Consider the following 24502-nt stretch of genomic DNA (forward strand, 5'->3'; position numbering starts at 1 on the left):
GGCGCGTCACTCCTTCAGGATTTCCGTCAGCCGCGCGCGCTCGGCCTCGCTCAACTCTTCGGCACGGACCTGACCGCGCCGCCGGAAGGTGGCAAAGGCAATCCCAACCCCCGCCAGAAGCATCGCGGGACCCGCCACCCAAAGCAGAAGGTTCACCCCCGTCGCCGGGGGATTGAGCAGCACATATTCGCCATAGCGATCCACAAGAAAGGCCACCGCCTCCTCATCCGTATCCCCGGCCACCAACCTCTCACGCAAAAGGACACGCAGGTCTGCGGCCAATTGCGCATCGCTGTCATCGATATTCTCGTTTCGGCAAACCAGACAGCGCAGCCCCTTGGAAAGCGCCCGCGCCCGCGCCTCAAGGGCCGGATCGTCCAGCATTTCATGCGGCTGCACCGCCAGCGCAGGCCCCGCCACGGGCAAGGCCACCGCCAGCATCAGCGCAAGAGTAACCGCCCTCATTCCGCAGGCACCCCCGAAGGCACGCGCCGCGCCCCCGCCGCCACGCGATAGCGCCGATCAGACAGGCTCAGCACCCCCCCCAGCGCCATTAAAAGGCACCCGCCCCACAGCCAATTGGCAAAGGGTTCGATATAGGACCGGACCGCCCAACCACCGTTGTCCTGCGGGTCGCCAATCACCAGATAGACGTCGCGCAGGAACCCGTAATCAATCGCGGCCTCTGTCGTTGGCATGCCCGCCACCGGATAAACCCGCTTTTCCGGAAACAGCAGCGCCACGTCTTGACCGTCCTGCGTCACCCGCATCTCGGCCATGGTGGATAGGTAATTCGGCCCCTCCACCTCGCGCACCTCGACAAGCGTCACCTCATAGGGGCCAAGGGGGAAACTCTCCCCCGGCTGAACCACGCGGATATCCTCCACCTTCCAGGCCAGCATGGCTGACACGGCAAAAATCGTGATGCCAAGGCCGCCATGCGCCACCATCTTCCCCCAATCGGCCCGTGGCAGCCGCGCCATCCGCGCCACCCGGCCCCCAAAGGCCCCGCGCCCCGTCCGCGTCCAGAAATCCGCCAGCGCGCCGCCCAGAACCCAGACCCCCAGCAGCACACCCACCGGACCAAGGGCGCTACGCCCCGTCTGCATCGCCCAAGCCAGCGCCCCCAAGGACAAGGCCAGCACCAGCACGGGCCACAGGGGCCGCATCCCCCGCAACGCATCGCCCCGCTTCCACGGCATCATTGCGCCCAAAGGCAGGATCACCGCCAGCGCCACCACAAAGGGCGAAAAGGCCGCGTTGAAGAAGGGCTCCCCCACGCTCAACTTCCGGTCAAACAGCATCTCGGCCAAAAGCGGCCAGATCGTCCCAAAGAACACCACAAAGGCTGACACGGCCAACAGGATGTTGTTGGCCACCAAGGCGCTTTCGCGGCTGACCACGCCGAACACACCCTTCGCCTCCATAACCCCCGCCCGCGCGGCAAACAGGGTCAGCGCCCCGCCCATGAAGACGCCAAGGATCAACAGGATGAACACACCCCGTTCCGGGTCATTGGCAAACGCATGGACCGAGGTGATGACCCCCGACCGCACGATGAATGTGCCCACCAGCGAAAAGCCAAAGGCCAGAATGGCCAGAAGGATCGTCCAGGCTTTCAGGCTTTCCCGCTTCTCCACCACGATGGCCGAATGCAACAAGGCCGCCGAAATCAGCCATGGCATGAAGGACGCATTCTCCACCGGGTCCCAGAACCAGAACCCGCCCCAGCCAAGCTCGTAATAGGCCCACCAAGACCCCAGCGCGATGCCGATCGTCAAAAAGACCCAAGCCGCCAGCGTCCAAGGTCGCACCCAACGCCCCCATGCGGCATCCACCCGCCCCTCGATCAGCGCGGCCACCGCAAAGGAAAAGCTCATCGAAAGGCCCACATAGCCCAAATAAAGGAAGGGCGGATGGAAGGCGAGGCCGGGGTCCTGCAACAACGGGTTCAGATCCTGCCCGTCGAGCGGCGGAATGGCCAGGCGCAGGAACGGGTTTGATGTCAGCAGCATGAACAGAAGGAAGGCCACCCCAATCATCCCCTGAACCGCCAAGACCCGCGCCTTCAACTGCGGCGGCAGGTTCCCCCCGAACCACACCGCACAGGCCCCGAACAAGGCAAGGATCAAGACCCACAGCAGCAGCGATCCCTCGTGGTTCCCCCATACCCCGGAAATCTTATAGATCATGGGCTTCAGCGTGTGCGAATTGCTGACAACCAGCGAAAGCGAGAAGTCAGACATCACGAAGGCATAAGTCAGCGCCGCAAAGGAAAAGCCCACCAGCAGGAACTGCACCACCGCCGCCGGATCGCCCACCGCCATCCATGCCGCATTGCGCCGCTCGGCCCCGATCAGGGGCACGGTTGATTGGATGATGGCCACCGCCAGCGCCAATATCAGCGCGAAATGCCCAAGCTCCACGATCATCGCGGCCCCTCCCAATTGCTTGGCCCGACCATAGGCGCAAATCCCGCCCACTCCAATGGGGATGCGCCCCCGCGTCGCAGCCCCTGACGAAGGGTTGATCGCCGCAAAGCCACCCGCCCCTTCATCTTGGCCCAAATACTCAAATCACCCCGCCACCACCCAAGCCAGGCCGCATCACCGGGCCTCCTCCCCTCCCCCGTCCTTCACGGCGACGGGGCCGGGGGTTCCCCCGCAACCCTACCGCCGCCCCGCCTTCCGCGTCGATAAAAGAAGGTTCGTCTCCGACACCGTCACCCCTTCCATCGCCCGGATGCGGTGGATCGTCTCATCCAACTCCAGCAGGGTCTGCGTCCCCAATTCCACGATCACATCCCACCGCCCATTCGTCGAATGCACCGCCTGCACCTGCGGCAGACCGCCCAACCGCGCCATGATCTTCTCGCCCCCCCGCCCTTCGATCCCGATCATCATCAAGGCCCGAACCGGGGACGCGCTCACATCCGCCCGCGTCAGCACGGTGAACCCCGCAATCTCGCCCTTCGCCGTCAGCCGCTCCATCCGCGCCCGCACCGTTGCCCGGCTCAACCCCAAGCGATCGGCCAGATCGGACAGCGCCGCCCGCCCGTCCCGGCGCAACTCCGCCACCAGCCGCTGATCCACCTCATCCATCATGGCCAATTTCTCCGCCGTTTCGGTCAATCCCCTGTCCAGATCGACCATAACAACGCTGGATTTTGCCGCAACCCGGAAAGACCCTTGCGACGAAGGAGAAGTCGCATGTCCAAAACCATCCTCATCGGCGCCCCCATCGATACGGGCCAACGCTATCCCGGCTGCCTGATGGGCCCTTCGGCCTATCGCGTGGCGGGTATCGCACAGGCGATCCGCGATCTGGGCCATGGTGTCGAAGACTGGGGCGATGTGGCCCTCCCCGCCCTCAAACCCCTCACCTGCCCCAACCCTTCCGTCCATTCCTTGCCCGAAACCGTCGGCTGGACGGAAACGCTCGCCGACCGCACCGATGACGCCCTGTCCCAAGGCGGGCTGCCCATCATCATGGGCGGCGATCATTCCCTCGCGCTCGGCTCTGTCTCGGGTGCCGCCGCCCATGCCAAACGCAATGGCCGGCCCCTCTTCCTCCTCTGGCTGGACGCGCATTCCGATTTCCACACGCCGCTGACCACGACCTCCGGCAACCTGCACGGCACACCGGTGGCCTATATCGCGGGCCGCGATGGGTTCGACGCCTTCCCCCCCTTCCCGGCCCCGATCCCGCCGCAGAACATCTGCCTTTACGGCATCCGCTCGGTCGACCCGGCCGAACATGCCGCCCTCCTCACCCATGACATCGCCATCAACGACATGCGCGTCTTGGACGAAAATGGCATCGTCGCCCCCCTCCGCGCTTTCCTCACCCGCGTGCGCGACGCGGGCGGCATGCTGCATGTCTCGCTAGACGTGGATTTCCTCGATCCCTCTATCGCCCCCGCCGTCGGCACCACCGTCCCCGGCGGCACCACCTTCCGCGAAGCCCATCTGGTGATGGAACTTCTCCACGAATCCGCCCTCGTCACCTCGCTTGATCTCGTGGAACTGAACCCTTTCCTTGATGAACGCGGCCGCACCGCGCGGCTGATGGTCGACCTCGTCGCCTCCCTCATGGGTCGCAAGGTCTTTGACCGCCCAACCAGAGGCCATCTGTGATGCTGATCCCCCAAGATAAACTGAATATCGTCCCCTTCGTGTCCGTTGACCGGATGATGAAACTCGTCCACCGCATCGGCGTGGAACGGATGCTCACCGACCTTGCCGCCGCCATCGAGGCCGATTTCCTCCGCTGGGGCCAATTCGACAAAACACCCCGCATCGCCTCGCATTCCGATGTGGGCGTGATCGAACTCATGCCGACATCGGACGGACAAACCTACGGGTTCAAATATGTCAACGGCCACCCCTCCAACATGAAGCGCGGGCTGCAAACTGTCACCGCTTTCGGCCTTCTGGCCGATGTTGAAACCGGCTACCCGGTCCTTCTGTCGGAAATGACCATCCTCACCGCCCTGCGGACAGCAGCCACAAGCGCCATGGCCGCGAAATGGCTTGCCCCCAAAGGCGCCACTACCATGGCCCTGATCGGCAATGGCGCGCAGGCGGAATTTCAGGCGCTGGCCTTCAAATCCGTCTGCGGCATCACCGATCTCAGGCTTTACGACATTGACCCCGCCGCCACGGCGAAATGCGCCCGGAACCTTGCGGGCCGTGGCCTGAAGATCACCCAATGCCGCACGGCCGAAGACGCCATCCTCGGCGCTCAGATCATCACCACCGTCACCGCCGACAAGACCAACGCCACCATCTTGTCCGACAACATGGTCGGCAGCGGCGTTCATATCAACGGCGTGGGTGGCGACTGTCCCGGCAAGACGGAACTGCACCGCGACATCCTGCTGCGCTCCTCCATCTTCGTCGAATACCCACCCCAGACCCGCATCGAAGGCGAGATTCAGCAACTCCCCCCCGACCACCCCGTGACCGAACTCTGGGAAGTCATCGCCGGTCGCACCCCCGGCCGCAGGGACCCGGCGCAGGTCACCCTCTTTGACAGCGTCGGCTTCGCGATCGAGGATTTCTCGGCCCTCACCTATATCCGGTCGAAACTGGCCGAGACGGGCCTTTACGAAGACCTCGACATGATCGCCGACCCAGACGACCCGCGCGACCTCTTCGGGATGCTCCTGCGCGCAGCCTGACGTCTATGAACGCCCTGCCCCCGGGGTCCGCCCCCCACAACTTACCGGAGGGTGGGGTTAAACCCCACCTTACCAAAACCCTGACAAGGCGCGCGCTACGTGCCCACAGTTTGCTGCACAAAACAGGGCACAGCCGTTGCAGCCCTTTTCAGTGCAGCCGGAACTCCCCCACCACGTTCCGCCATTCGCCCGGGCTGATCATTTTCCGATGCGTAAACCGCACCGAATGCAGCGGTCCCTCGATCTTTTCCTGCCAGAACTCGATGAACCGGAACAGTTCCGGGTAATCCGGTGCCAGATCATAGTGCTGCCACACGAAGGTATTGAGAACATTACGATAATCTGGCATCCGGTAGAAAAACTCCGCCGTCGTCAGACCATATCCCCGCAGCATCAACTCCGTCTCGCTGCGCCCGTCCAATGTTGCCATGCGCGCCTCCTTGCTTGCCCCCCTGCGGAAAGGCTGCATTGATTCGCACTTTCTTGCAATGATTTCAATATGTTGTCACTCACACAACAATGCTGCCAATTGCCCAGCCCTTCGCGCATTGCACCCCATATGCAGGATGGTGTAAGGTCGCCGACAACAAGATATAGGCCGCGCGCCGGAAGTCAGAGGCTCACGTGAACGATACCCCGGAAACCCCTGAAAACGCAGACGATTCCGCACCGAAATCCGCGTGGCACGGCCCCCAGGTCTCCATCGCGGATGAGATGAAGACTGCCTATCTCGACTACGCCATGAGCGTGATCGTCAGCCGCGCCATCCCCGATTTGCGCGACGGGCTGAAACCCGTCCACCGCCGCATTCTTTTTGCCATGCAGGAATCCGGCAACACGCATGATAAGCCCTATCGCAAATCGGCCCGCCCGGTGGGCGACACGATGGGGAAATACCACCCCCATGGCGACAGCGCGATCTACGATGCCCTCGTCCGCATGGCGCAGCCCTTCAGCATGTCCCTCAAACTCCTTGATGGACAAGGGAATTTTGGCTCCATGGACGGCGACGCCGCCGCTGCCATGCGCTACACCGAAGTGCGCATGGACAAGCCAGCCGCCTTCCTTCTGGCCGATATCGACAAGGAAACGGTCGAATTTCAGGACAATTATGATGGCAAGGACCGTGAACCCACGGTCCTCCCCGCCCGTTTTCCCAACATGCTCGTCAACGGCGCAGGCGGCATCGCGGTCGGCATGGCCACCAACATCCCGCCCCATAACTTGGGCGAAGTCATTGACGGCACCCTTGCGCTTATCGAAAACCCCGACCTCTCGACCGAGGCGCTGATGGACATCATCCCCGCCCCGGATTTTCCCACGGGCGGCGTGATCCTTGGCCGCTCCGGCGCGCGCAAGGCCTATTTGGAAGGGCGCGGCAGCGTCATCATCCGTGCCAAAACGCGGGTGGAAGAAATTCGTAAGGATCGCTTCGCTATCATCCTCGACGAGATTCCCTATCAGGTGAACAAGGCGTCGATGATCGAGAAAATCGCCGAAATGGTGCGCGAGAAAAGGATCGAAGGCATCTCGGGCGTTGCCGACGAATCCGATCGCATCGGCGTACGCGTGGTGATCGAACTGAAACGCGACGCCACCCCTGATGTCGTCTTGAACCAGCTCTACCGTTTCACGCCGATGCAAACCTCCTTCGGCTGTAACATGCTGGCGCTGAATGGCGGCCGCCCGGAACAACTCGGTTTGCGCGATTTCCTCACGCATTTCATCACCTTCCGCGAAGAAGTTGTCGCCCGCCGTACGGCCTTTGAACTGCGCAAAGCGCGCGAACGCAGCCACATCCTCTGCGGCCTCGCCGTCGCCGTTTCCAATGTGGATGAGGTGGTCCGCACCATCCGCGCCTCTGCCGATGCCGCCGAGGCGCGCGAAAAGCTGATGACCCGCCGCTGGCCCGCCGCCGACATCGCCGCCTATATCCGCCTGATCGACGACCCATCGCACACCATGAATGAGGACGGCACCTATAACCTGTCCGAAGCACAGGCCCGCGCCATCCTCGACCTGCGCCTGCAACGCCTGACCGCGCTCGGCGTGAAAGAGGTGACCGACGAACTCGAAGAACTCGCCGCCAAGATCAAGGATTACCTCGACATCCTGTCGTCGCGCGACCGCATAATGACCATCATCTCGGACGAGCTGCGCGAGGTGAAAGCCCTCTTCGCCGTCCCCCGCCGGACCGAAATTCAGGATTGGTCCGGGGATATGGAGGATGAAGACCTCATCGAACGCGAAGATATGGTCGTCACCATCACCTCGGGCGGCTATATCAAGCGCACGCCGCTGGCCGAATTTCGGTCCCAGAACCGGGGCGGCAAGGGTCTCGCCTCTATGCAGACGAAAGAGGATGACGTCGTCACCACGCTCTTCGTCGCCAATACCCACACCCATCTGCTTTTCTTCACGACCGACGGCATGGTCTACAAGATGAAGACATGGCGCCTGCCGCTGGCAGGCCGCACCGCTAAGGGCAAGGCCATCGTCAACATCCTGCCCATCCAGAACGGCGTCTCCATCGCGGCCCTGATGCCCGTCGATGTGCCGGAAGAAGAATGGGAAAAGCTTCAGATCGTCTTCGCCACCTCCGATGGCGACGTGCGCCAGAACGATCTGTCCGATTTCACCAATGTCAAACGCAACGGCAAGATCGCGATGAACCTGCCCGAAGGCGTCAGCTTGGTGAATGCCGCCATTGCTGATGAAAACGATGACGTAATGCTCGTCACCGCAGGCGGCCGCGCCATCCGCTTCCCCACCACCGATATCCGCGTCTTCAAATCCCGTGGTTCCACCGGTGTCCGCGGCATCCGTCTGGCGGAGGGCGACAAGGTCGTGTCCATGGCCATCATCCGCCATTTCGAGGCCACACCAGAAGAACGCGAGGCCTATCTGAAACAGCGCCGCCTGATGGCCGGTGCCGTGGAAGACGATGCCGAGGCCGATGATGATGAAGAAAGCGTAACCACATCGGTCGGCCAGCTTTCCACCGAACGCTACGCCGAAATGTCCGCCGCCGAAGACCTGATCCTCACGATCACCGCAGGCGGTTCGGGCAAGCTTTCCTCCTCACACGGCTACCCGGTCCGGGGCCGGGGCGGCATGGGCGTCAAGGCAATGGATGGCGCAATGCGCGGCGGCAAACTCGTCGCCTCCTTCCCCGTCGAGATGTCGGATCAGATCATGCTCGCCACCTCCACCGGCCAATCGATCCGGGTGCCGGTGGAACAGATCAGCTTCCGCTCCCGCTCGGCCGGGGGGGTGAAGGTGTTCAATGTCGGCGCTGATGAAGAAGTCGTTTCCGTCGCCCGCGTGGCCGAACAGGGCGATGAATGACCTTGCAGCGCGGCTGGCCACGCTGGCCGCGCAAGGGAAAACAATAACTTACGGCGCGTTGGCCCGTGATATGGGTCTTCGCGTCGCCGATCTGACAGATGCTCTTGAACGGCTGATGGAAGAGGATGCCGCCCAAGGCGCCCCCCAACGCGCCGCCCTGATGGAGGGCCGCCTGTCAGGCGGCCTCCCCGCCCCCGGCTTTTTCCTGAAACTCGCCGAACTCGGCCTCACCCCCGCCGACCAGGCGGCCTATATTGCCGAAACGCGCGCCGCTCTCCGCGCCATCTCTGCATAGTTGCACATCACCCTTGCGCCCTTGCCCATTTGGTGCGCGAAAGACTCATGTTAGCCCTTTCCCATCCCGGCAGTTCTGTGTCGGGGCAGCACACACAGGGACAGGACCCTTCTGATCATGCAAGCACTCAACACCTATGGCCCTCTCGCGGGTCGCGTCCTCATTGGCCTGCTTTTCCTGCTTGCCGGCTTGGGCAAACTGGGCGACGTGGCGGGCTTTTCCGGCTATCTCGCCTCAGGCGGCCTTCCCGCCTTCCTCGCTTGGCCTGCGGTGATCTTCGAACTTGCCGTCGGCATCCTTTTGATCATCGGCTACCAGACCCGGATCGTGGCCCTCGCCACCGCCGCCTTCTGCGTGGTGGCGGCGCTCCTCTACCACTTCAATTTCGCCGATCAGATGCAGGCGGCCATGTTCCTGAAGAACCTCGCCATCGCGGGCGGCCTTCTGATGTTCGCCATTCACGGCCCAGGCAAGCTGGCCCTCGACAAGGCCTGATAGATATCCCGCACACAAAGGGCCGGGGCGTCCGCCTCGGCCCTTTTCTATTTCCATCAAACCCCCTAAATCCGCCCTATGACCGAGACACTCCACATCATCGGCGGCGGCATGGCCGGGGCCGAGGCCGCATGGCAGGCCGCCCGCATGGGCGTGCCCGTCACCATCCACGAAATGCGCCCCAAGGTCGGCACTTTTGCCCACCGAACCGGCCATCTTGCGGAAATGGTTTGCTCCAATTCCTTCCGATCTGATGATGACGAACGCAACGCCGTGGGCCTTCTCCATTGGGAAATGGGCGCCGCCGACGGGATCATCATGCAAACCGCCCGCGCCCATCGTCTGCCCGCAGGCGGAGCGCTGGCTGTGGACCGCGACCCCTTTGCCGAAGCGGTGACCCGCGCCTTGCGCGACCACCCCCTGATCACCATTCAGGAAGGCGAAATCCGCGACCTTCCCACGACCGGCCACTGGATCATCGCCACAGGCCCCCTCACATCCGGCGCCTTGGCACAAAGCATCCGCGCCGCGACAGGTGCCGAACACCTTGCCTTCTTCGACGCCATCGCCCCCATCGTCTATGCCGAAAGCGTGGATATGTCGGTCGCATGGATGCAGTCGCGCTATGACAAGGGCGAGACAGAGGAAGAACAAACCGCCTATATGAACTGCCCGATGGACAAGGCCCAATATGAGGCCTTCATCGACGCCCTGCTGGCCGCCGAAAAGACCGAGTTCCACGAAGGCGAAACAGCCGGCTATTTCGATGGCTGCCTCCCGATTGAGGTGATGGCCGAACGCGGTCGCGAAACCCTGCGCTTCGGCCCGATGAAGCCCGTTGGTCTGACCAATCCACATCGCCCGGATGTAAAGCCCTATGCCGTGGTCCAATTGCGGCGCGACAACAAGCTTGGCACGCTCTACAATATCGTGGGCTTTCAAACCAAGATGAAATACGGCGCGCAAACCTCTGTCTTTAAAATGATTCCGGGGCTTCAGAATGCCTCTTTCGCGCGCCTTGGCGGCATCCACCGCAACACCTTCATCAACTCGCCCACGCTTCTGGATGATAGGATGCGGCTGAAATCCCGCCCGTCCTTGCGCTTTGCCGGGCAGGTCACCGGGGTCGAAGGCTATGTCGAATCCGCCGCCATGGGCCTGCTTGCGGGCCGCATGGCCGCAGCCGAAATCCTTGGCCGCGACCTTGCGCCCCCGCCCCCTGATACCGCCATGGGGGCCCTCATCACCCACATCACGGGCGGGGCGGATGCCAAGACCTTCCAGCCGATGAACGTCAACTTCGGCCTCTTCCCCCCGATCGATGCAAAGGGCGGGCGCAAGGGCCGCAAGGACCGCTACAAGGCCTATACCGACCGCGCGAAGGATAGCTTCCGCAACTGGCTTGCCACACAATGACCTTCCGCACCCGGTTTGCCCCGTCGCCAACCGGCCCCCTGCATCTCGGCCACGCCTATTCTGCGATCCTCGCCCATGACATGGCGCGCGCATCCGGGGGGGAGTTCCTGCTTCGGATGGAAGACACCGACCTCGACCGCTGCCGCCCGGAATGGGAGGCGCAGATCGTCGAAGACCTCACATGGCTTGGCCTCACATGGGATGGCCCGATCTTCCGCCAATCCGATAAGATCGCCGCCTATAACGCCCGCCTTGAACCGCTGGCCGACCGGGGCCTCCTCTACCCCTGCTCCTGCACCCGCGCCGATATCCGCGCGGCTCTTTCCGCCCCGCAGGAAGGCGTGGCCTTCGCCGTCTATCCCGGCACCTGCCGCCATCGGCCCATGGCCGACCGCCGCCCCGGCGATGCGCTGCGCCTGAACCTTGCCGCCGCACTCGACGCCCTGCCAGAAAACCCTTCTTTCGTGGAAACCGGCCCCCGCCACGCGGGCACCCACCTGATCGACCGTGCCACCGCCCTGGCCCAGATCGGCGATGTCGTCCTATCGCGCAAGGGCGAGGATATCGTGGCCTATTTCCTCGCCTCTGCCTTTGACGACGCCGATCAAGGCATCAGCCATGTCATCCGGGGCAAAGACCTGTTCGACTTCACGCCTGTGCAAGTCATCCTCCAACGCCTCTTCGGCCTACCCACCCCGACTTACCACCACCACCGCCTGATCCGCGACGATCAGGGCAAGCGGCTGGCAAAACGCGACGACGCCCGTGCCATCGTCAAATACCGCGCCGACGGGGCCACCCCGCAGGACATCCGCCGCATGGTCGGCCTCTGACGCAGCTTCATTAATACCCTCAAGGTGTGAATTGGCACGCTGCAGGCGGGACAAGAGGTGGCCGAACGCCCCTTCACGCGGAGCCGAAGCGCAACTGCGCGTAGGCGACAGGAAAGGCTTGCGCGTCAGCGCGCCGCAAGATCACCGCTCATCATGTGGCACCTCGTCCTGCTCCCGTTCCAACCCATAGGGCGCGACCAGTCGCCAGACATGATCCGGCACCATGGACTTGACCCGCGCCGGAAAGCTGCGGCGTAGGTGCAGCACCGTCTCGATTGCCTTCATCTCCACCCGCGCCCGCGCGAACTCCAATCCGCGCGGCCCGATCCTTGGCTGCAAGAAGGCCGCGATGGGCCGCGCCCAATCGGGCATGGCGCGCAGCGGCAGACCACCCGCCGCCCGCGCCACATTGCCCAGAAACCCCTTCACCGCCGCCTGCCGCTTGCCCTTATCCGTCAAAGGCCGCAGGGTCAGCAGATCGGCCAGCAGCGACAGCATCTCCTCGCCCCGCGCATTCCGCGCGATCACCCATTGATCGCCATCCCCGCCCATATAGCCCACGGTGATATCGGCCAGACGGTTGGTGTAATCGACACAGGTCTTGCACGTCATTGGAAAGAAATCGGCGGGCAGCTTGGACAGTGGCAGTTTCAGGAAGGGCACCGTCCGCGTCGCACGGCCATCGTCATAGCGCAATTCCACCCGATAATCCGCGCGAAACTCTAGATAGCTGATCCTGTCCGGGCGCGGATCGATCTGCGCCAAAAAATGATGGAAATTCTCGGTCGTCGTGTTGTCCGAACAGGGCGTGCCGATGACATAAAGCCGCTCCAACCCCAATTCCGCCTCCAACACCCGCAGGGCATGGATCTGGCAAGGAATGCCCACAACTGCAATCCGCCGATGCCCCGCCGCCATCGCAGGTTCCAGAAGCGCAAGCGTCGGCGCAAAGCCCATCCGCATCCCCCGCACCCCGACAAGGGCCGCCGGATCAGTCACAATCACAGGCATCGGCTTCCAGCGATCGTCGGGATCCGGCGCCGTCGCCAGCACCGCCGTTACCGCCCCCGATTCCAAAAGCCGCGCCGCAATAGCCGTGGTGATGCCCGTCCACTGCGCCCCCGGCAAAGGTTCGGTCATCCGCGCCCGCAGCATCCGCCGCGTCACGCCGAAGAACCCCTCCTCACCCTGCCCCGGATCAGCCACACGGCCATGCACAGCAATTTCCCGTGCCGGATAGTCCGGCGCGATGAATTGGCAGGCCTTTCCGCAGGCCTTGCCATCCCCCATCCGCGACACGCCACAATCGGTGCAAAGCCCCGGTCGCGCCGCACCGTGCAAAGGCGGGGCCTCAAGGCCGGGAAGACTGGGAAATGGGCCGTCAGGCATCTGCGCCTCGCTTGCGGGCCGGGCTGGCCCCTCGCCAAAGCTAGTGCGTGACAAGCAATCCGTCCAGATAAACTGTCAACTTTGCCTTACAGTTCGATCTAGGCCGGTTGCTGGCGGGCGATGCAGATCGGCAATCAACCCGGCCAAATCCCCCGCTACGCTGTCCCGCCCGGTCAAAAGTGACACCGAATGGCGCGCGCTGTCGCTATCTGTCAACCGAAGACCCGACATCACCTCGTCCAAGGGCCTGCGCGACAGAAGGACATGCGCCTGCGCCAGCACAAGGAGACGGTGATGGACGGCCTGCCGCAACCCGGCCCAAGCCTGCGCATCGGTCAGGCGCGTATAGGCCCAGAAGCGGATGGGAACGGGATCGAAATCGCCGGTCTGCACACGGCTCCAGGCCGACAGGCCACCACAGGGATCGCCAGCATCCTCAAGCGGATCAACACTCTGGATCACCACATCCGACACTGCGCCAATCCGGGCCGTCGAAATCATGGTCGCCCCACGCCGACGCGGCCTTGTCCAATCCAGCGCCACATGCGGCGCAAGAAGCGAAGCAGCGAGGGTTACCCGGTCAAAGATGCGCGACATCTGTTCCGCCCTCCGGTTGCGGATGGCAAAGGGTATAACCGATCCAGCAAGGATGGGCAGGCTGGCAAGGCGGATTGGTGGCAGACCAAGGGATGCCCCAAAGGAAAGGGCGGCACCGTCGCCGATGCCGCCCCTTTCAAACCCTAAGCTCCTAGAACCCGCCTCAGCTACACCCGCTTGTCCCGCCGCAGGTGTTGCACTTCATGCAGGTCCCGTTGCGCACCAGCGTGTAGTTGCCGCATTCGCCGCAAGGATCGCCTTCATAGCCCTGCATCTTGGCCTTGGTGCGGGCATCCATGCTGACCGTCCCGGTTCCCAACGCGGTTGAGGTGCCCACTTCGGGCATCATCGCGCTGATCGCGGCAAGGCCATCGGTCCCGGTCGAAAGGGCCGTTGCCCCCATCCCGCCTTGGAACACCACAAGCTCCTGTGGCAGGCGCTTGCGCAGATAGCCGGTCGACGAAATCGACTTCAGCAGTTCCACCGATTTCGACGCTGCCGTATCGCTCACCTCACCGAAGTTGCGCTTACCCTCGTCATCGCCACGGCCAAGGTCGTCAAAGGCCGCGCCCTGCGGTTTCACATGGGCAAGGTCGGTGCGGTCCAGATAACTGATCGCCAGTTCGCGGAAGATATAGTCAAGGATCGAGGTCGCGTTCTTGATCGAATCGTTCCCCTGCACCATCCCCGCCGGTTCGAACCGCGTGAAGGTGAAGGCTTCCACAAACTCTTCCAGCGGCACGCCATATTGCAGGCCCACCGACACCGCGATGGCGAAGTTGTTCATCATCGCCCGGAAGCCCGCACCTTCCTTGTGCATGTCGATGAAAATCTCGCCCAGACGGCCATCGCCATATTCCCCGGTGCGCAGATAGACCTTGTGGCCCCCCACGATCGCCTTCTGGGTATAGCCCTTCCGGCGTTCCGGCAGCTTTTCGCGATGCGTGCGGATGATCTCCTTCACCACGATCTTCTCGACGATCTTCTCGGCCAGAACGGCGGCCTTTTCCTGTGCCGACCCGGTGGCGAGAATTTCTTCGGCCTCTTCGTCATCCTCGACCAGCGCCGCAGCCAGCGGCTGGCTCAGCTTGGACCCGTCACGATAAAGGGCATTTGCCTTGATCCCCAGCGACCATGACAGTTCATAAGCCGCCAGCGTTTCCGCGATCGTGGCCGAGTTGGGCATGTTGATCGTCTTGGAAATCGCACCCGAGATGAAGGACTGCGCCGCAGCCATCATGTGGATATGGCTTTCCACCGACAAGAAGCGCTTACCCTTTTTGCCGCAGGGATTGGCGCAATCGAAGACCGGGTAATGCTCCGTCTTCAGGAAAGGCGCGCCTTCCAGCGTCATCGTCCCGCAGACATGGTCATTCGCCGCTTCGATCTGTGCCTTGGTGAACCCAAGATGGCGCAGCAGATCAAAGGTCGGATCGGCCAGCTTTTCGGCCGGGATACCCAGCGTGCCCTTGCAGAACTCTTCCCCCAGCGTCCACTGGTTAAAGACAAAGCGGATGTCAAAAGCCGAAGGCAGAGCGCTTTCGATCTTTTCCAACTCGCGCGGGCCAAAGCCGTGGCCGATCAGCGCTGTGTGGTTGATGCCCGGGCAGTTGCCCAAGGACCCATGGCCAACGGCATAGGCCACGATTTCGGCGATCTGGGACGAGGAATAGCCCAGCATTTCCAGCGCTGCAGGGACAGACTGGTTGATGATCTTGAAATAACCCCCCCCTGCCAGCTTCTTGAACTTCACCAGCGCGAAGTCCGGCTCGATCCCCGTCGTGTCGCAATCCATGACAAGGCCGATGGTCCCCGTGGGCGCGATCACCGTCGTCTGGGCGTTGCGATAGCCGTGCTTTTCGCCCAGGGCCAGCGCTTCGTCCCAAGCCGATTTCGCAAGGGAAACAAGCGCTTGATCCGGGCAATTCGCGTGGTCCAGCGCCACCGGGTTGACGTTGACGGCCTCATAACCCGACATCTCGCCATAGGCTGCGCGGCGGTGATTGCGGATCACGCGCAGCATGTGCTTGGCGTTCCGCTGATAGCCCGGGAAAGCCCCCAGTTCCGCAGCCATTTCGGCCGAGGTGGCATAGGTGATCCCCGTCATCAGCGCGGTCAACGCGCCGCACAGTGCGCGGCCCTCGACCGAGTCATAGCCAAGACCCATATTCATCAAAAGGCCGCCGATATTGGCATAGCCAAGGCCCAGCGTGCGGAAGTCATAGGACAGTTGGGCAATCTCCTTGGACGGGAACTGCGCCATCATCACCGAAACTTCCAGCGTGACCGTCCAAAGCCGCGTTGCATGCACATAGGCATCCGCGTCAAACCGGCCATCCTTGAAGAAAGTCAGCAGGTTCATCGAGGCAAGGTTGCAGGCCGTGTCGTCAAGGAACATGTATTCCGAACAGGGGTTCGACCCCCGGATCGGCCCATCCTCCGGGCAGGTGTGCCACGCGTTCACCGTGTCATGGAACTGGATGCCAGGGTCGGCGCAGGCCCATGCGGCATGGCCCACCTGATCCCAAAGGTCGCGCGCCTTGATGGTCTTCGATACCTTGCCGTCGGTGCGACGGATCAAGGCCCAATCCTCATCATTCTGCACGGCCTTGAGGAAGGCATCCGTCACGCGGACCGAGTTGTTCGAATTCTGCCCCGAAACGGTGATGTAAGCCTCGCTATCCCAATCCGTGTCATAGGTCGGGAATTCGATCGAGGTGAAGCCCTGCCGCGCATATTGCAGAACGCGGTTGGTATAAGTGTCGGGGATCATCGCCTTCTTGGCCGACCGAATCGCCGCCTTCAGCGCGGCGTTCTTTGCCGGATCGACTGCATCTTCGGACGACCCGTCCCATTGCCGGATGGCGGCGAAAATTTCGTTCAGCTTCTGCTCATGCGCTTTCGAGCCCGCGACAAGAGAGGCGACCTTCTGCTCTTCAATCACCTTCCAGTTGATGAACTGCTCGATATCCGGGTGATCCATGTCGCAGATCACCATCTTCGCCGCGCGGCGCGTCGTGCCGCCCGATTTGATCGCCCCCGCCGCGCGGTCACCGATCTTCAGGAAGCCCATCAGGCCAGACGACTTGCCGCCGCCCGACAGTTTCTCCCCCTCGCCCCGCAGGGATGAAAAGTTGGTGCCGGTGCCAGAGCCATATTTGAACAGACGCGCCTCACGCACCCACAGGTCCATGATCCCGCCTTCGTTCACCAGATCATCGCTGACCGACTGGATGAAACAGGCGTGCGGTTGCGGATGTTCATAGGCCGAATCCGACTTCGTCAGTTTGCCGGTTTGATAATCCACATAGAAATGCCCTTGCGACGGGCCGTCGATACCATAGGCCCAGTGCAGGCCCGTATTGAACCATTGCGGGCTGTTCGGCGCAGCCATCTGGCGGGCCAGCATGAAGCGCATCTCGTCATAATAGGCGCGGGCGTCGGCTTCGGTCGTGAAATAGCCGCCCTTCCAGCCCCAATAGGCCCACGCGCCAGCCAGACGGTCAAAGACCTGCTTTGCCGAGGTTTCGCCTACGAAACGATCGCCCTCTGGCAGATCCGCCAGCGCGGCCTCATCGGGCACCGACCGCCACAGAAACTCCGGCACGCCCTTTTCCTTCACGCGCTTCAGCCGTGCCGGAACGCCCGCCTTGCGGAAATACTTCTGGGCCAGAACGTCCGAGGCAACCTGGCTCCAGCCCTCCGGAACCTCAACCGCCTCGTTGCGGAAAACGACCTTGCCGTCGGGATTGCGGATTTCCGACGTTGTCGTGCTGAACGACATTGCACCATAGGCACCGGTCGCTTCGGACGTGAATTTGCGTTCGATTTTCATTGCTGCCCCGTCTCCAATTCTGGCGGGGCCTGCGCCCCATCCGTGTTAAATCTCGTGCGGTTGGCAAGGCTGCGCCGTCCCACTGCCCAAGGGCAGAAGAATATGGCACCAGCGTTGATGCCCTTTTTCCGTGGTGGTCAGATCCTGCCTGTCGATACGCCACTATATCTTGTGGCCTCACCGCTTACTTCGTCAAACTGTCGTAAAGCTGCGTCAGGATCAATTACATTTTTAACCTTTGACAGGCGATTTTTTGCTTGACGATTTTCCTGCAACAGGGCGGCGGGACGCCGCCGATCCTAGGCAGATTCCGGGGAAAACTCTGGGGAAAACCTGCCGAAAAATCTTGGACAAGCCCGGATTTCCGCGCCTTGGCTTAGGGTTGCGGCGGGGCTTTCATGGCATGCGTGAAAAGCGGGCGACGCCGTTATCGGCCTGCCCCACCCGCAGCTGCCGATTCTTTCACGGCTTTCTGCCGCCGGTTGATCAGCACGATCCCCATCCCAACCAGCGCGGCGGAACCGACCACCTGTAGGGTCAGCGACTCATCATAGACCACCACACCGAGTAGGATGGCAAGGATCGGGGTCAGGAAGGAAAAGCTCGCCACCGTCGCCGCTGGATAGACAGACAGGAGCCACAACCACCCGATAAAGCCCCCAGCCACCACGAGGGACGATTGAAAGATCAGCCCACCGATATGCGCAGGCTCCAACTCGCGGATCAGCGGCCCGAAGAAGGGCGCGGCCAGCAGCAGAATCGGCCCCGAAACCAGGACCATCCAAAAAAGCTGCATCTCTGCCCCAGCCTCTCGCAGCCGCGACGCCCGCGCCACAAGCGCCGTCGCCGCCCAACCAAAGGCCCCTCCCAAGGCCAAAAGATCGCCCGCAAGACTGCCCTGCGCCGCGTCCGGGGCCCGCGACAGGATCGCCCAAGCCGTGCCCGCGAAGGCCAGCCCCAGACCCGCCGCTCGGATCGGCGTGATCTTCTCCCCCGGCAGCACGAAATGCGCCATGATCGCGAACCAGACCGGCATGGAATAAAAGATGACGGACGCGCGACTGACCGCCGTCAGATCAAGCGCAAGGAACAAGCACAGGAATTCCAGCGCAAACACCGTCCCGATCAGAAGCCCCGCCCCAAGATCGCCGCGCCGCAATTGCGGTGGCCTCCCCCGCCAATAAAGCCATGCGCCGACGAACAGCACGGCCAGAACTGACCGCAGCCCGGCAAAGAAGACAGGCTGCAACCCGTCATTCACCCATTTCACGATGATCTGGTTAAAGGCCAGAAGAAGCGTGATCCCCAAAAGCGCCGCCCCACCGAAGGCATCTAGCCTCTCCTTGCGCATGCAGCCCACCCCTCCCCGACCAATGCGCCACAGTTCCGTTGGCCGTCAGGCGAAGTCAACTGCCCCGCCACTCGTCGCTAGGGCAACACGCTGAAAAGACAAGCAGCTTGCGAATCGTTAGCACTGGATGCGGGCATGGAAATTCACGTAAACGGCATGAAAGGGAACAGGAACGAGGCAGGAGATGGCCGATATCATCGCCCGCTGTGAGGCCAAAGGCCTCCGCATGACAGATCAACGCCGGGTGGTCGCCCGCGTCATCGACGAATCCGACGATCACCCGGATGTCGAAGAGCTTTATGCCCGCTCGGCAAAGATTGATCCGCGTATCTCTATTGCGACGGTCTATCGCACGGTGAAGCTTTTCGAAGAGGCGGGCATCCTCGAAAAGCTGGAATTCGGCGATGGGCGCGCGCGGTACGAAGATGCCGAACGCGATCACCACGACCATCTGATCGATGTGAATTCCGGCGATGTAATCGAATTTGTAGACCCCGAAATCGAAGCCTTGCAGGAAAAGATTGCGGCGCGTCTGGGCTATAAGCTGATCGGCCATCGGTTGGAACTTCTGGGCATTCCGCTAAAAAAGAACTGACTTCTGCCCATCTGGCCCCTGCATCCAATGCTGCGACGGGGAACACCATTTACGCGGGTGGCCATCGCTAGGGTCCTTGGACGTAACAGCTTGCCGATACCGGCGCTTGCCTGCCGCCACTTTAAGCATCCCCCTGCAAGCGCGCCCTTTCCATGAAGGGCGGCACGGGGTAAAGACCCGCGCGAGAGCATCACGCGTTTGCCACGGAGGCCATTCCGCCCATGAGCACGATCATCGACATTCACGCCCGCGAAATTCTTGACAGCCGCGGCAACCCCACCGTTGAGGTGGATGTTCATCTTGAAGGCGGGTTTATGGGCCGGGCTGCTGTGCCCTCGGGGGCCTCGACCGGGGCGCATGAGGCGGTGGAACGGCGCGATGGCGACAAGGCCCGCTACAAGGGCAAGGGCGTGCTAGAGGCGGTCGCCGCCGTGAATGGCGAGATCGCGGAAGAAATCGTCGGCTTCGATGCGCTGGAACAGGTCGGGATCGACCGCACCATGATCGAAATGGATGGCACGCCGAACAAGTCGCGCCTTGGCGCGAATGCCATTCTGGGCGTCTCGCTCGCCGTTGCGCGGGCTGCAGCAGAGGCGACGGGTCAACCACTTTTCCGTTACGTTGGAGGCACTTCTGCCCGGATGTTGCCGGTGCCTATGATGAATATCATCAATGGCGGGGAACATGCCGACAACCCGATCGACATTCAGGAATTCATGATCATGCCCGTCGGCGCGGAGAATATCCGCGATGCGGTGCGCATGGGGTCTGAGGTGTTCCACACCCTCAAGAAGGAACTGCAGGCCGCGGGCCACAATACCGGTATCGGCGATGAGGGTGGCTTTGCGCCTAACCTGAACTCTGCCCGTGACGCGCTTGATTTCATTCTGAAATCTATCGAAAAGGCAGGCTATCGCCCCGGCGAGGATATCTTCCTTGCGCTGGACTGCGCGGCCACCGAATACTTCAAGAACGGCCGCTATGAGATGGTGGGTGAAGGAAAATCCCTCTCCATCGAAGAAAACGTGGCCTTCCTTGCAGGCCTTGCCGCCGACTACCCGATCATCAGCATTGAGGACGGCTGTTCCGAGGACGACTGGGCGGGTTGGAAGCTTTTGACCGATACGCTTGGATCGAAGGTCCAACTGGTGGGCGACGATCTGTTCGTGACGAACCCCAAGCGGCTTTCGGAAGGGATTGCAAAGGGTTGCGCCAATTCCATGCTGGTGAAGGTCAACCAGATCGGCACCCTGACCGAAACCCTGCAAGCGGTCGAGATGGCGCATCGTGCGCGCTATACCAATGTCATGTCGCACCGTTCCGGCGAGACGGAGGATGCCACGATTGCCGACCTCGCCGTCGCCACGAATTGCGGGCAGATCAAGACCGGGTCGCTGTCGCGGTCGGACCGTTTGGCGAAATATAACCAGCTGATCCGTATCGAAGAGATGCTGGGTGAAACGGCAGAATATGCGGGCGCGTCGATCCTGAAGGGCTAATCGACTGTGCCCTGTTTTGTGCCGGGTTTTGTGCAGCAAACTGTGGCCACAACTGTGGCCACGGCCACCTGATGAGAAGGCCCCCGTCGCATGGCGGGGGCCTTTCCTTATGTCTCCACTGTTGCCCCAAAGAACCGCGCCGGACGGAAGGGCGCCAGCAGCGGCTGCTCCCCCTGCCCGCCCAGTTCCAGCGTCATGAGCTCGGCAACGAGCGGCGCCAGCGTCGCCCCGGAATGCATCACCGCCATCGACAAGCCCGGCAGCACCGCGCCGATCACTGGCAGCCCATCGCCCGGCACGGGGCGTTCGGAGATCAGCAGGCGGTCGGGCCGGATGAAGGCATTGGGAAAGAGGTGACGCAACCGCATCAGCGTGGCCTGTTCCATTTCAGGCGGGGAAGGCAGAGTCTCGGCCGTGTCGCCCTGATGATGGGCCGAAGCTGGGGCGACCAGCCGCCCTTCGTGATCCTGCCGCACCTCCTGATCCGGGGTGGCGAGGATATGATGCAAAAGGGGCGGCAGCGGCCGCGTGACCAAAAGCGCGCCGGGGCGATGCAGCATCGGCAGGTGCAAGCCCAATGGGGCCAGAAGCGCGGGCGTCCCCGTTCCGGCGCAAAGCACCACATGATCCGCCGCAATATCCCCTGCCGAAGTGCGGATGCCGGTCACCCTTCCGTCATCGGTCAAAAGCCTCGACACGGTCAGGCCGCAGATCAGATGGGCGCCATGGGATGACGCCGCCTCGAAAGCGGCGCGCGTCAGCAAGGCAAGGTCGACAGCCGATTCGAGAGGAAAGAACAGCGCACGGGCCGGAGGGTGGGCCAGCCGTGGCTCAAGCGCCGAGATGGCGGCGCGATCCAACAGTCGTAATGGATAATCCAGCGCGACAAGCGCGTCATGCTGGCGGTCAAAGGCCTCACCCTCTTCTTCGAACCACAAGCACCCTTCGGGTTGGTAGGATCGCGACAGATCTTCAGCGAGGCGCCGATGTGATTCCATCGCGGCGCGGCGCAGGTGGAAATGTGCCTCTGACAGATGGAAGCTGGCATTCACCCAGCCGAAACTTCGGCCAGAGGCTGCACTGGCCGGGGCCTGCTGATCGATCACCGTGACCGATGCCCCGTCGCACGCAAGTCGATGGGCAAGGACAGCACCGGTGATGCCGGCACCGATGATAAGGAAACGGGGTTGCATGGCGGCTCCTTTGGCCCATGGTGGCAGGGTCTGCCGCCGGAGGGAAGCATGGATGATGCAGAAAGGATTATTGCCGCGCTGAACCTGACGCCCCATCCCGAAGGCGGCTGGTATCGCGAGACCTGGGCCGGGCCGAAAGTTGCGGGGCGCGCGGTGGGCACGGCGATCTATTTCCTGCTGAAGGCGGGGGAGCGGTCGCATTGGCACCGAGTCGATGCGGGTGAGGTCTGGCTTTGGCATGCGGGCGCGTCGCTTGATCTGCTTATGGCCGAAACGGTGGCGGGCCCGGTGAAGGTGCAGGCGCTTGGCGGCGATGTGCTGGCAGGGGAACGCCCGCAGGCGGTTGTGCCTGCCGGATGGTGGCAGGCGGCCGAGGCAAGGTCAGGATGGGCGCTGGTCAGTTGCTGCGTCGCGCCGGGGTTCCGGTTTGAGGGGTTCGAACTGGCGGAGCCGGGAGTCATGATCGACGGGCGGTAGGGCGAAATCTGGCGCGAGAGATCGCATTGCGCGCCTTTTGCGCAGGTGACGGGCGGCGGAATTTGCGTCAACTTCCCTGTCGGCTTCCGGGGGAAGGGTATGGATCACAAGGCATGGCTGGCAAGGTTGCCCTCCGAGGTGAAGGCCGACCTGACAACCCGTTCCGATGCGGCGGGGCTGCGCCATCTGGCGCTGCATCTGGGGCTGATCATCGCCGGCGGCACGCTGATTGCGACGGGCGTGCCGGGATGGTGGCTGCTGTTGCCCGTGCAGGGTGTGCTGATCATCTTTCTGTTCACGCTGGAACATGAGGCGACGCATCAGACGCCCTTTGCGCGGGTCTGGCTGAACGAGGCGGCGGGGTATCTGTCGGGGTTCCTTCTTTTCCTCCCTTTCCTGTGGTTTCGCTATTTTCATCTGGCTCATCACCGCTGGACGAATATTGAAGGCAAGGACCCCGAACTTGAGGGGGCCAAGCCCGAGTCATGGGCGGGTTGGGTCTGGCATGTGTCAGGCATACCCTATTGGCGATCCGAAGCGCGGTTGATTGCGGGCCTTGCCCTTGGCCGGGTGCGTGCGCCCTATCTGCCAGAGGGCGCCCTGCCCCGGATGCGGCGCGAGGCGTGGGGGATGCTGGCGCTCTATGGTCTGGGGGCGCTGTCGTTTCTGTGGACGGATGCTCTGCTTTGGGTCTGGCTGGTGCCTGTCTTGCTAGGCCAGCCTTTCCTTCGGCTGTATCTGCTGGCGGAACATGGCGATTGCCCAAGGGTGGCGGATATGTTCCTGAACACCCGGACGACATTCACCAACCGGATCGTGCGGTTTCTGGCCTGGAACATGCCCTATCACGTGGAACATCACGTGGCTCCAACGGTGCCTTTCCACCGCTTGCCCGATCTGCACGCGCGGATGCGCGCGCATCTTGCCGTGACGGCGGACGGATATGCCGCCTTCACGCGGGACTATCTGGCGCGGCGAATGTGATGGGTTAATCTCAGGTCATAGTCCAGCATTATTGCTACCGTCACAATTCGGCATTGGCGCATTTGACTGCGACGGGCTAGCAGAGGCGGCATGAGCGATCCTGTCCCCGCGCCCCCGAAGAATGAAGACAGCCCCAAGGGCCTTGCCCTTGCCATTGCGGCCTATCTGATGTGGGGCTTCCTGCCCCTTTACATGAAGGCCCTTTCGGCGGTGCCGGTGCTCGAGGTGCTGGCGCATCGGGTGGTCTGGTCGGTGCCTGTGGCGGGGGCGATCCTGATTTGGCTGGGGCGGACGGCGGATTTGCGGGCGGCGTTGCGGTCAGCCCGGATGATCGGGATGGCGGCACTGACGGCGGGGCTGATCTCGGTCAACTGGGCGATATATGTCTGGTCGATCCAGTCGGGGCAGGCGTTGGAGGCCGCCTTGGGCTATTATATCAACCCGCTCTTCTCCATCTTCCTTGGCGCGGTGCTGCTGGGCGAGCGGATGAACCGGGCACAAGTCGCAGCCATCGCGCTGGCCGCTGCTGCCGTCGCCGTGCTGACATGGGAGGCGGGGCGCGTGCCGCTGGTGGCGCTGGGTCTGACGGTCAGCTGGGGGTTCTATGCCTATCTGAAAAAGCGCCTGCCGCTTGGCCCCAATCAGGGCTTTATGCTGGAGGTGCTGATCCTGACGCCGCTTGCGCTGGGGTTTCTGATCTGGACAGGGGCGCAGGGGGCGCTGGTCTTTGGCGCCGATACGGGGCTGACGGGGCTGTTGCTGTTGGCGGGCGTGGTGACGGCGGTGCCTCTGATGGTCTATGCCAATGGGGCAAAACTGCTGCGCCTGTCGACCATCGGCATCCTGCAATATATCGCGCCCACGATGATCTTCCTGACCGCCGTCTTCGTCTTTGGCGAGGAATTCGGTTCGGCCCGCGCGGTGGCCTTCCCGATGATCTGGGCGGCGCTGGTGATCTATACCGGGTCGATGTTGAAGCGCTGAGCCCCGCCGAACTGCGGGAACGGGGGCCA

General features: G+C 62.6%; 21 protein-coding genes. 12 read left to right on the forward strand and 9 right to left on the reverse strand.

The features are described from left to right. Nucleotides 1-6: 6 nt before the first annotated feature. The 3 genes from QF092_RS04880 to QF092_RS04890 form a co-directional block, all read right to left on the reverse strand. Nucleotides 7-465 carry a cytochrome c-type biogenesis protein gene (locus QF092_RS04880; RefSeq protein ID WP_281468161.1) on the reverse strand — a complete coding sequence of 153 codons (459 nt, stop codon included), beginning with the start codon at nt 463-465 and terminating at the stop codon, nt 7-9. Continuing rightward, nucleotides 462-2432: a heme lyase CcmF/NrfE family subunit gene (locus QF092_RS04885; protein WP_281468163.1), complete on the reverse strand. Its 1971-nt coding sequence runs from the start codon at nt 2430-2432 to the stop codon at nt 462-464. Before QF092_RS04885 ends, QF092_RS04880 begins: the two co-directional genes overlap by 4 nt. A gap of 237 nt (nt 2433-2669) precedes the next feature. Further along, nucleotides 2670-3101, reverse strand: coding sequence for an Lrp/AsnC family transcriptional regulator (locus QF092_RS04890; RefSeq protein WP_281469773.1), 432 nt, complete (start codon nt 3099-3101; stop codon nt 2670-2672). A gap of 108 nt (nt 3102-3209) precedes the next feature. On the opposite strand from QF092_RS04890, the gene rocF reads away from it, so the two are divergent. Both rocF and QF092_RS04900 read left to right on the forward strand, forming a co-directional pair. Further along, on the forward strand, nt 3210-4136 hold the full coding sequence (rocF, locus tag QF092_RS04895; protein ID WP_281468165.1) for an arginase: 927 nt from the start codon (nt 3210-3212) through the stop codon (nt 4134-4136). Next, a complete protein-coding gene (locus tag QF092_RS04900) occupies nt 4136-5182 on the forward strand; it encodes an ornithine cyclodeaminase (RefSeq protein WP_281468167.1) in 1047 nt (348 codons plus the stop codon). The genes rocF and QF092_RS04900 overlap by 1 nt, the downstream gene beginning before the upstream one ends. A gap of 148 nt (nt 5183-5330) precedes the next feature. On the opposite strand, the gene QF092_RS04905 is transcribed toward QF092_RS04900, so the two are convergent. Then, entirely contained in the window at nt 5331-5612 is a 282-nt protein-coding gene (locus QF092_RS04905; RefSeq protein ID WP_281468169.1) for an usg protein, read from the reverse strand. 194 nt (nt 5613-5806) lie between these two features. Between QF092_RS04905 and gyrA the strand changes: the two genes are divergently transcribed. From gyrA to gluQRS, 5 genes are all read left to right on the forward strand, one after another. Then, nucleotides 5807-8530 carry a DNA gyrase subunit A gene (gyrA, locus tag QF092_RS04910; protein ID WP_420026496.1) on the forward strand — a complete coding sequence of 908 codons (2724 nt, stop codon included), beginning with the start codon at nt 5807-5809 and terminating at the stop codon, nt 8528-8530. Further along, complete coding sequence (locus QF092_RS04915) at nt 8523-8825, forward strand: hypothetical protein (protein WP_281468173.1); 303 nt, start codon at nt 8523-8525, stop codon at nt 8823-8825. Before gyrA ends, QF092_RS04915 begins: the two co-directional genes overlap by 8 nt. Nucleotides 8826-8942: 117 nt before the next feature. Then, nucleotides 8943-9320: a DoxX family protein gene (locus QF092_RS04920; protein ID WP_281468175.1), complete on the forward strand. Its 378-nt coding sequence runs from the start codon at nt 8943-8945 to the stop codon at nt 9318-9320. 78 nt (nt 9321-9398) lie between these two features. Further along, on the forward strand, nt 9399-10736 hold the full coding sequence (gene trmFO, locus QF092_RS04925) for a methylenetetrahydrofolate--tRNA-(uracil(54)-C(5))-methyltransferase (FADH(2)-oxidizing) TrmFO (RefSeq protein WP_281468177.1): 1338 nt from the start codon (nt 9399-9401) through the stop codon (nt 10734-10736). After that, entirely contained in the window at nt 10733-11569 is an 837-nt protein-coding gene (gene gluQRS / locus QF092_RS04930) for a tRNA glutamyl-Q(34) synthetase GluQRS (protein ID WP_281468179.1), read from the forward strand. The genes trmFO and gluQRS overlap by 4 nt, the downstream gene beginning before the upstream one ends. A gap of 141 nt (nt 11570-11710) precedes the next feature. Here the strand turns inward: gluQRS and QF092_RS04935 are convergent, their stop codons facing one another. The 4 genes from QF092_RS04935 to QF092_RS04950 all read right to left on the reverse strand — a co-directional run bounded on the left by QF092_RS04935 (nt 11711) and on the right by QF092_RS04950 (nt 18741). Beyond that, on the reverse strand, nt 11711-12958 hold the full coding sequence (locus QF092_RS04935; protein WP_281468181.1) for a Coenzyme F420 hydrogenase/dehydrogenase, beta subunit C-terminal domain: 1248 nt from the start codon (nt 12956-12958) through the stop codon (nt 11711-11713). A 75-nt stretch (nt 12959-13033) separates the two neighbouring features. Then, nucleotides 13034-13555: a hypothetical protein gene (locus QF092_RS04940; protein ID WP_281468184.1), complete on the reverse strand. Its 522-nt coding sequence runs from the start codon at nt 13553-13555 to the stop codon at nt 13034-13036. A 163-nt stretch (nt 13556-13718) separates the two neighbouring features. Next, entirely contained in the window at nt 13719-17390 is a 3672-nt protein-coding gene (locus tag QF092_RS04945) for a vitamin B12-dependent ribonucleotide reductase (protein WP_281468186.1), read from the reverse strand. Nucleotides 17391-17817: 427 nt separating this feature from the next. After that, on the reverse strand, nt 17818-18741 hold the full coding sequence (locus tag QF092_RS04950; protein WP_281468187.1) for a DMT family transporter: 924 nt from the start codon (nt 18739-18741) through the stop codon (nt 17818-17820). 184 nt (nt 18742-18925) lie between these two features. On the opposite strand from QF092_RS04950, the gene QF092_RS04955 reads away from it, so the two are divergent. Both QF092_RS04955 and eno read left to right on the forward strand, forming a co-directional pair. Beyond that, nucleotides 18926-19336: a Fur family transcriptional regulator gene (locus tag QF092_RS04955; protein ID WP_281468189.1), complete on the forward strand. Its 411-nt coding sequence runs from the start codon at nt 18926-18928 to the stop codon at nt 19334-19336. Nucleotides 19337-19557: 221 nt separating this feature from the next. Then, nucleotides 19558-20835, forward strand: a complete 1278-nt coding sequence (gene eno, locus QF092_RS04960) for a phosphopyruvate hydratase (protein ID WP_281468191.1) — start codon at nt 19558-19560, stop codon at nt 20833-20835. A gap of 107 nt (nt 20836-20942) precedes the next feature. Here eno and QF092_RS04965 read toward each other — a convergent pair whose 3' ends face one another. After that, nucleotides 20943-22028 (reverse strand): NAD(P)/FAD-dependent oxidoreductase, encoded by a 1086-nt coding sequence (locus QF092_RS04965; RefSeq protein ID WP_281468193.1) that lies wholly within the window; start codon nt 22026-22028, stop codon nt 20943-20945. A gap of 48 nt (nt 22029-22076) precedes the next feature. Between QF092_RS04965 and QF092_RS04970 the strand changes: the two genes are divergently transcribed. The 3 genes from QF092_RS04970 to rarD all read left to right on the forward strand — a co-directional run bounded on the left by QF092_RS04970 (nt 22077) and on the right by rarD (nt 24473). Then, nucleotides 22077-22505, forward strand: a complete 429-nt coding sequence (locus QF092_RS04970) for a cupin domain-containing protein (protein ID WP_281468195.1) — start codon at nt 22077-22079, stop codon at nt 22503-22505. A 99-nt stretch (nt 22506-22604) separates the two neighbouring features. After that, nucleotides 22605-23489, forward strand: coding sequence for a fatty acid desaturase (locus QF092_RS04975; protein ID WP_281468197.1), 885 nt, complete (start codon nt 22605-22607; stop codon nt 23487-23489). Between the two features lie 90 nt (nt 23490-23579). After that, on the forward strand, nt 23580-24473 hold the full coding sequence (gene rarD, locus QF092_RS04980) for an EamA family transporter RarD (protein WP_281468199.1): 894 nt from the start codon (nt 23580-23582) through the stop codon (nt 24471-24473). Nucleotides 24474-24502 lie beyond the last annotated feature (29 nt).

Origin of the sequence: Fuscovulum ytuae (genome assembly GCF_029953595.1) — a bacterium.
GTDB lineage: Bacteria > Pseudomonadota > Alphaproteobacteria > Rhodobacterales > Rhodobacteraceae > Paragemmobacter > Paragemmobacter ytuae.

Bases quoted from the DNA above. Each gene is read 5' to 3' on its own strand.
- QF092_RS04880 (WP_281468161.1), bottom strand. From the start codon at position 465: ATGAGGGCGGTTACTCTTGCGCTGATGCTGGCGGTGGCCTTGCCCGTG.
- QF092_RS04885 (WP_281468163.1), bottom strand. From the start codon at position 2,432: ATGATCGTGGAGCTTGGGCATTTCGCGCTGATATTGGCGCTGGCGGTG.
- QF092_RS04890 (WP_281469773.1), bottom strand. From the start codon at position 3,101: ATGGATGAGGTGGATCAGCGGCTGGTGGCGGAGTTGCGCCGGGACGGG.
- rocF (WP_281468165.1), top strand. From the start codon at position 3,210: ATGTCCAAAACCATCCTCATCGGCGCCCCCATCGATACGGGCCAACGC.
- QF092_RS04900 (WP_281468167.1), top strand. From the start codon at position 4,136: ATGCTGATCCCCCAAGATAAACTGAATATCGTCCCCTTCGTGTCCGTT.
- QF092_RS04905 (WP_281468169.1), bottom strand. From the start codon at position 5,612: ATGGCAACATTGGACGGGCGCAGCGAGACGGAGTTGATGCTGCGGGGA.
- QF092_RS04915 (WP_281468173.1), top strand. From the start codon at position 8,523: ATGAATGACCTTGCAGCGCGGCTGGCCACGCTGGCCGCGCAAGGGAAA.
- QF092_RS04920 (WP_281468175.1), top strand. From the start codon at position 8,943: ATGCAAGCACTCAACACCTATGGCCCTCTCGCGGGTCGCGTCCTCATT.
- trmFO (WP_281468177.1), top strand. From the start codon at position 9,399: ATGACCGAGACACTCCACATCATCGGCGGCGGCATGGCCGGGGCCGAG.
- gluQRS (WP_281468179.1), top strand. From the start codon at position 10,733: ATGACCTTCCGCACCCGGTTTGCCCCGTCGCCAACCGGCCCCCTGCAT.
- QF092_RS04935 (WP_281468181.1), bottom strand. From the start codon at position 12,958: ATGCCTGACGGCCCATTTCCCAGTCTTCCCGGCCTTGAGGCCCCGCCT.
- QF092_RS04940 (WP_281468184.1), bottom strand. From the start codon at position 13,555: ATGTCGCGCATCTTTGACCGGGTAACCCTCGCTGCTTCGCTTCTTGCG.
- QF092_RS04945 (WP_281468186.1), bottom strand. From the start codon at position 17,390: ATGAAAATCGAACGCAAATTCACGTCCGAAGCGACCGGTGCCTATGGT.
- QF092_RS04950 (WP_281468187.1), bottom strand. From the start codon at position 18,741: ATGCGCAAGGAGAGGCTAGATGCCTTCGGTGGGGCGGCGCTTTTGGGG.
- QF092_RS04955 (WP_281468189.1), top strand. From the start codon at position 18,926: ATGGCCGATATCATCGCCCGCTGTGAGGCCAAAGGCCTCCGCATGACA.
- eno (WP_281468191.1), top strand. From the start codon at position 19,558: ATGAGCACGATCATCGACATTCACGCCCGCGAAATTCTTGACAGCCGC.
- QF092_RS04965 (WP_281468193.1), bottom strand. From the start codon at position 22,028: ATGCAACCCCGTTTCCTTATCATCGGTGCCGGCATCACCGGTGCTGTC.
- QF092_RS04970 (WP_281468195.1), top strand. From the start codon at position 22,077: ATGGATGATGCAGAAAGGATTATTGCCGCGCTGAACCTGACGCCCCAT.
- QF092_RS04975 (WP_281468197.1), top strand. From the start codon at position 22,605: ATGGATCACAAGGCATGGCTGGCAAGGTTGCCCTCCGAGGTGAAGGCC.
- rarD (WP_281468199.1), top strand. From the start codon at position 23,580: ATGAGCGATCCTGTCCCCGCGCCCCCGAAGAATGAAGACAGCCCCAAG.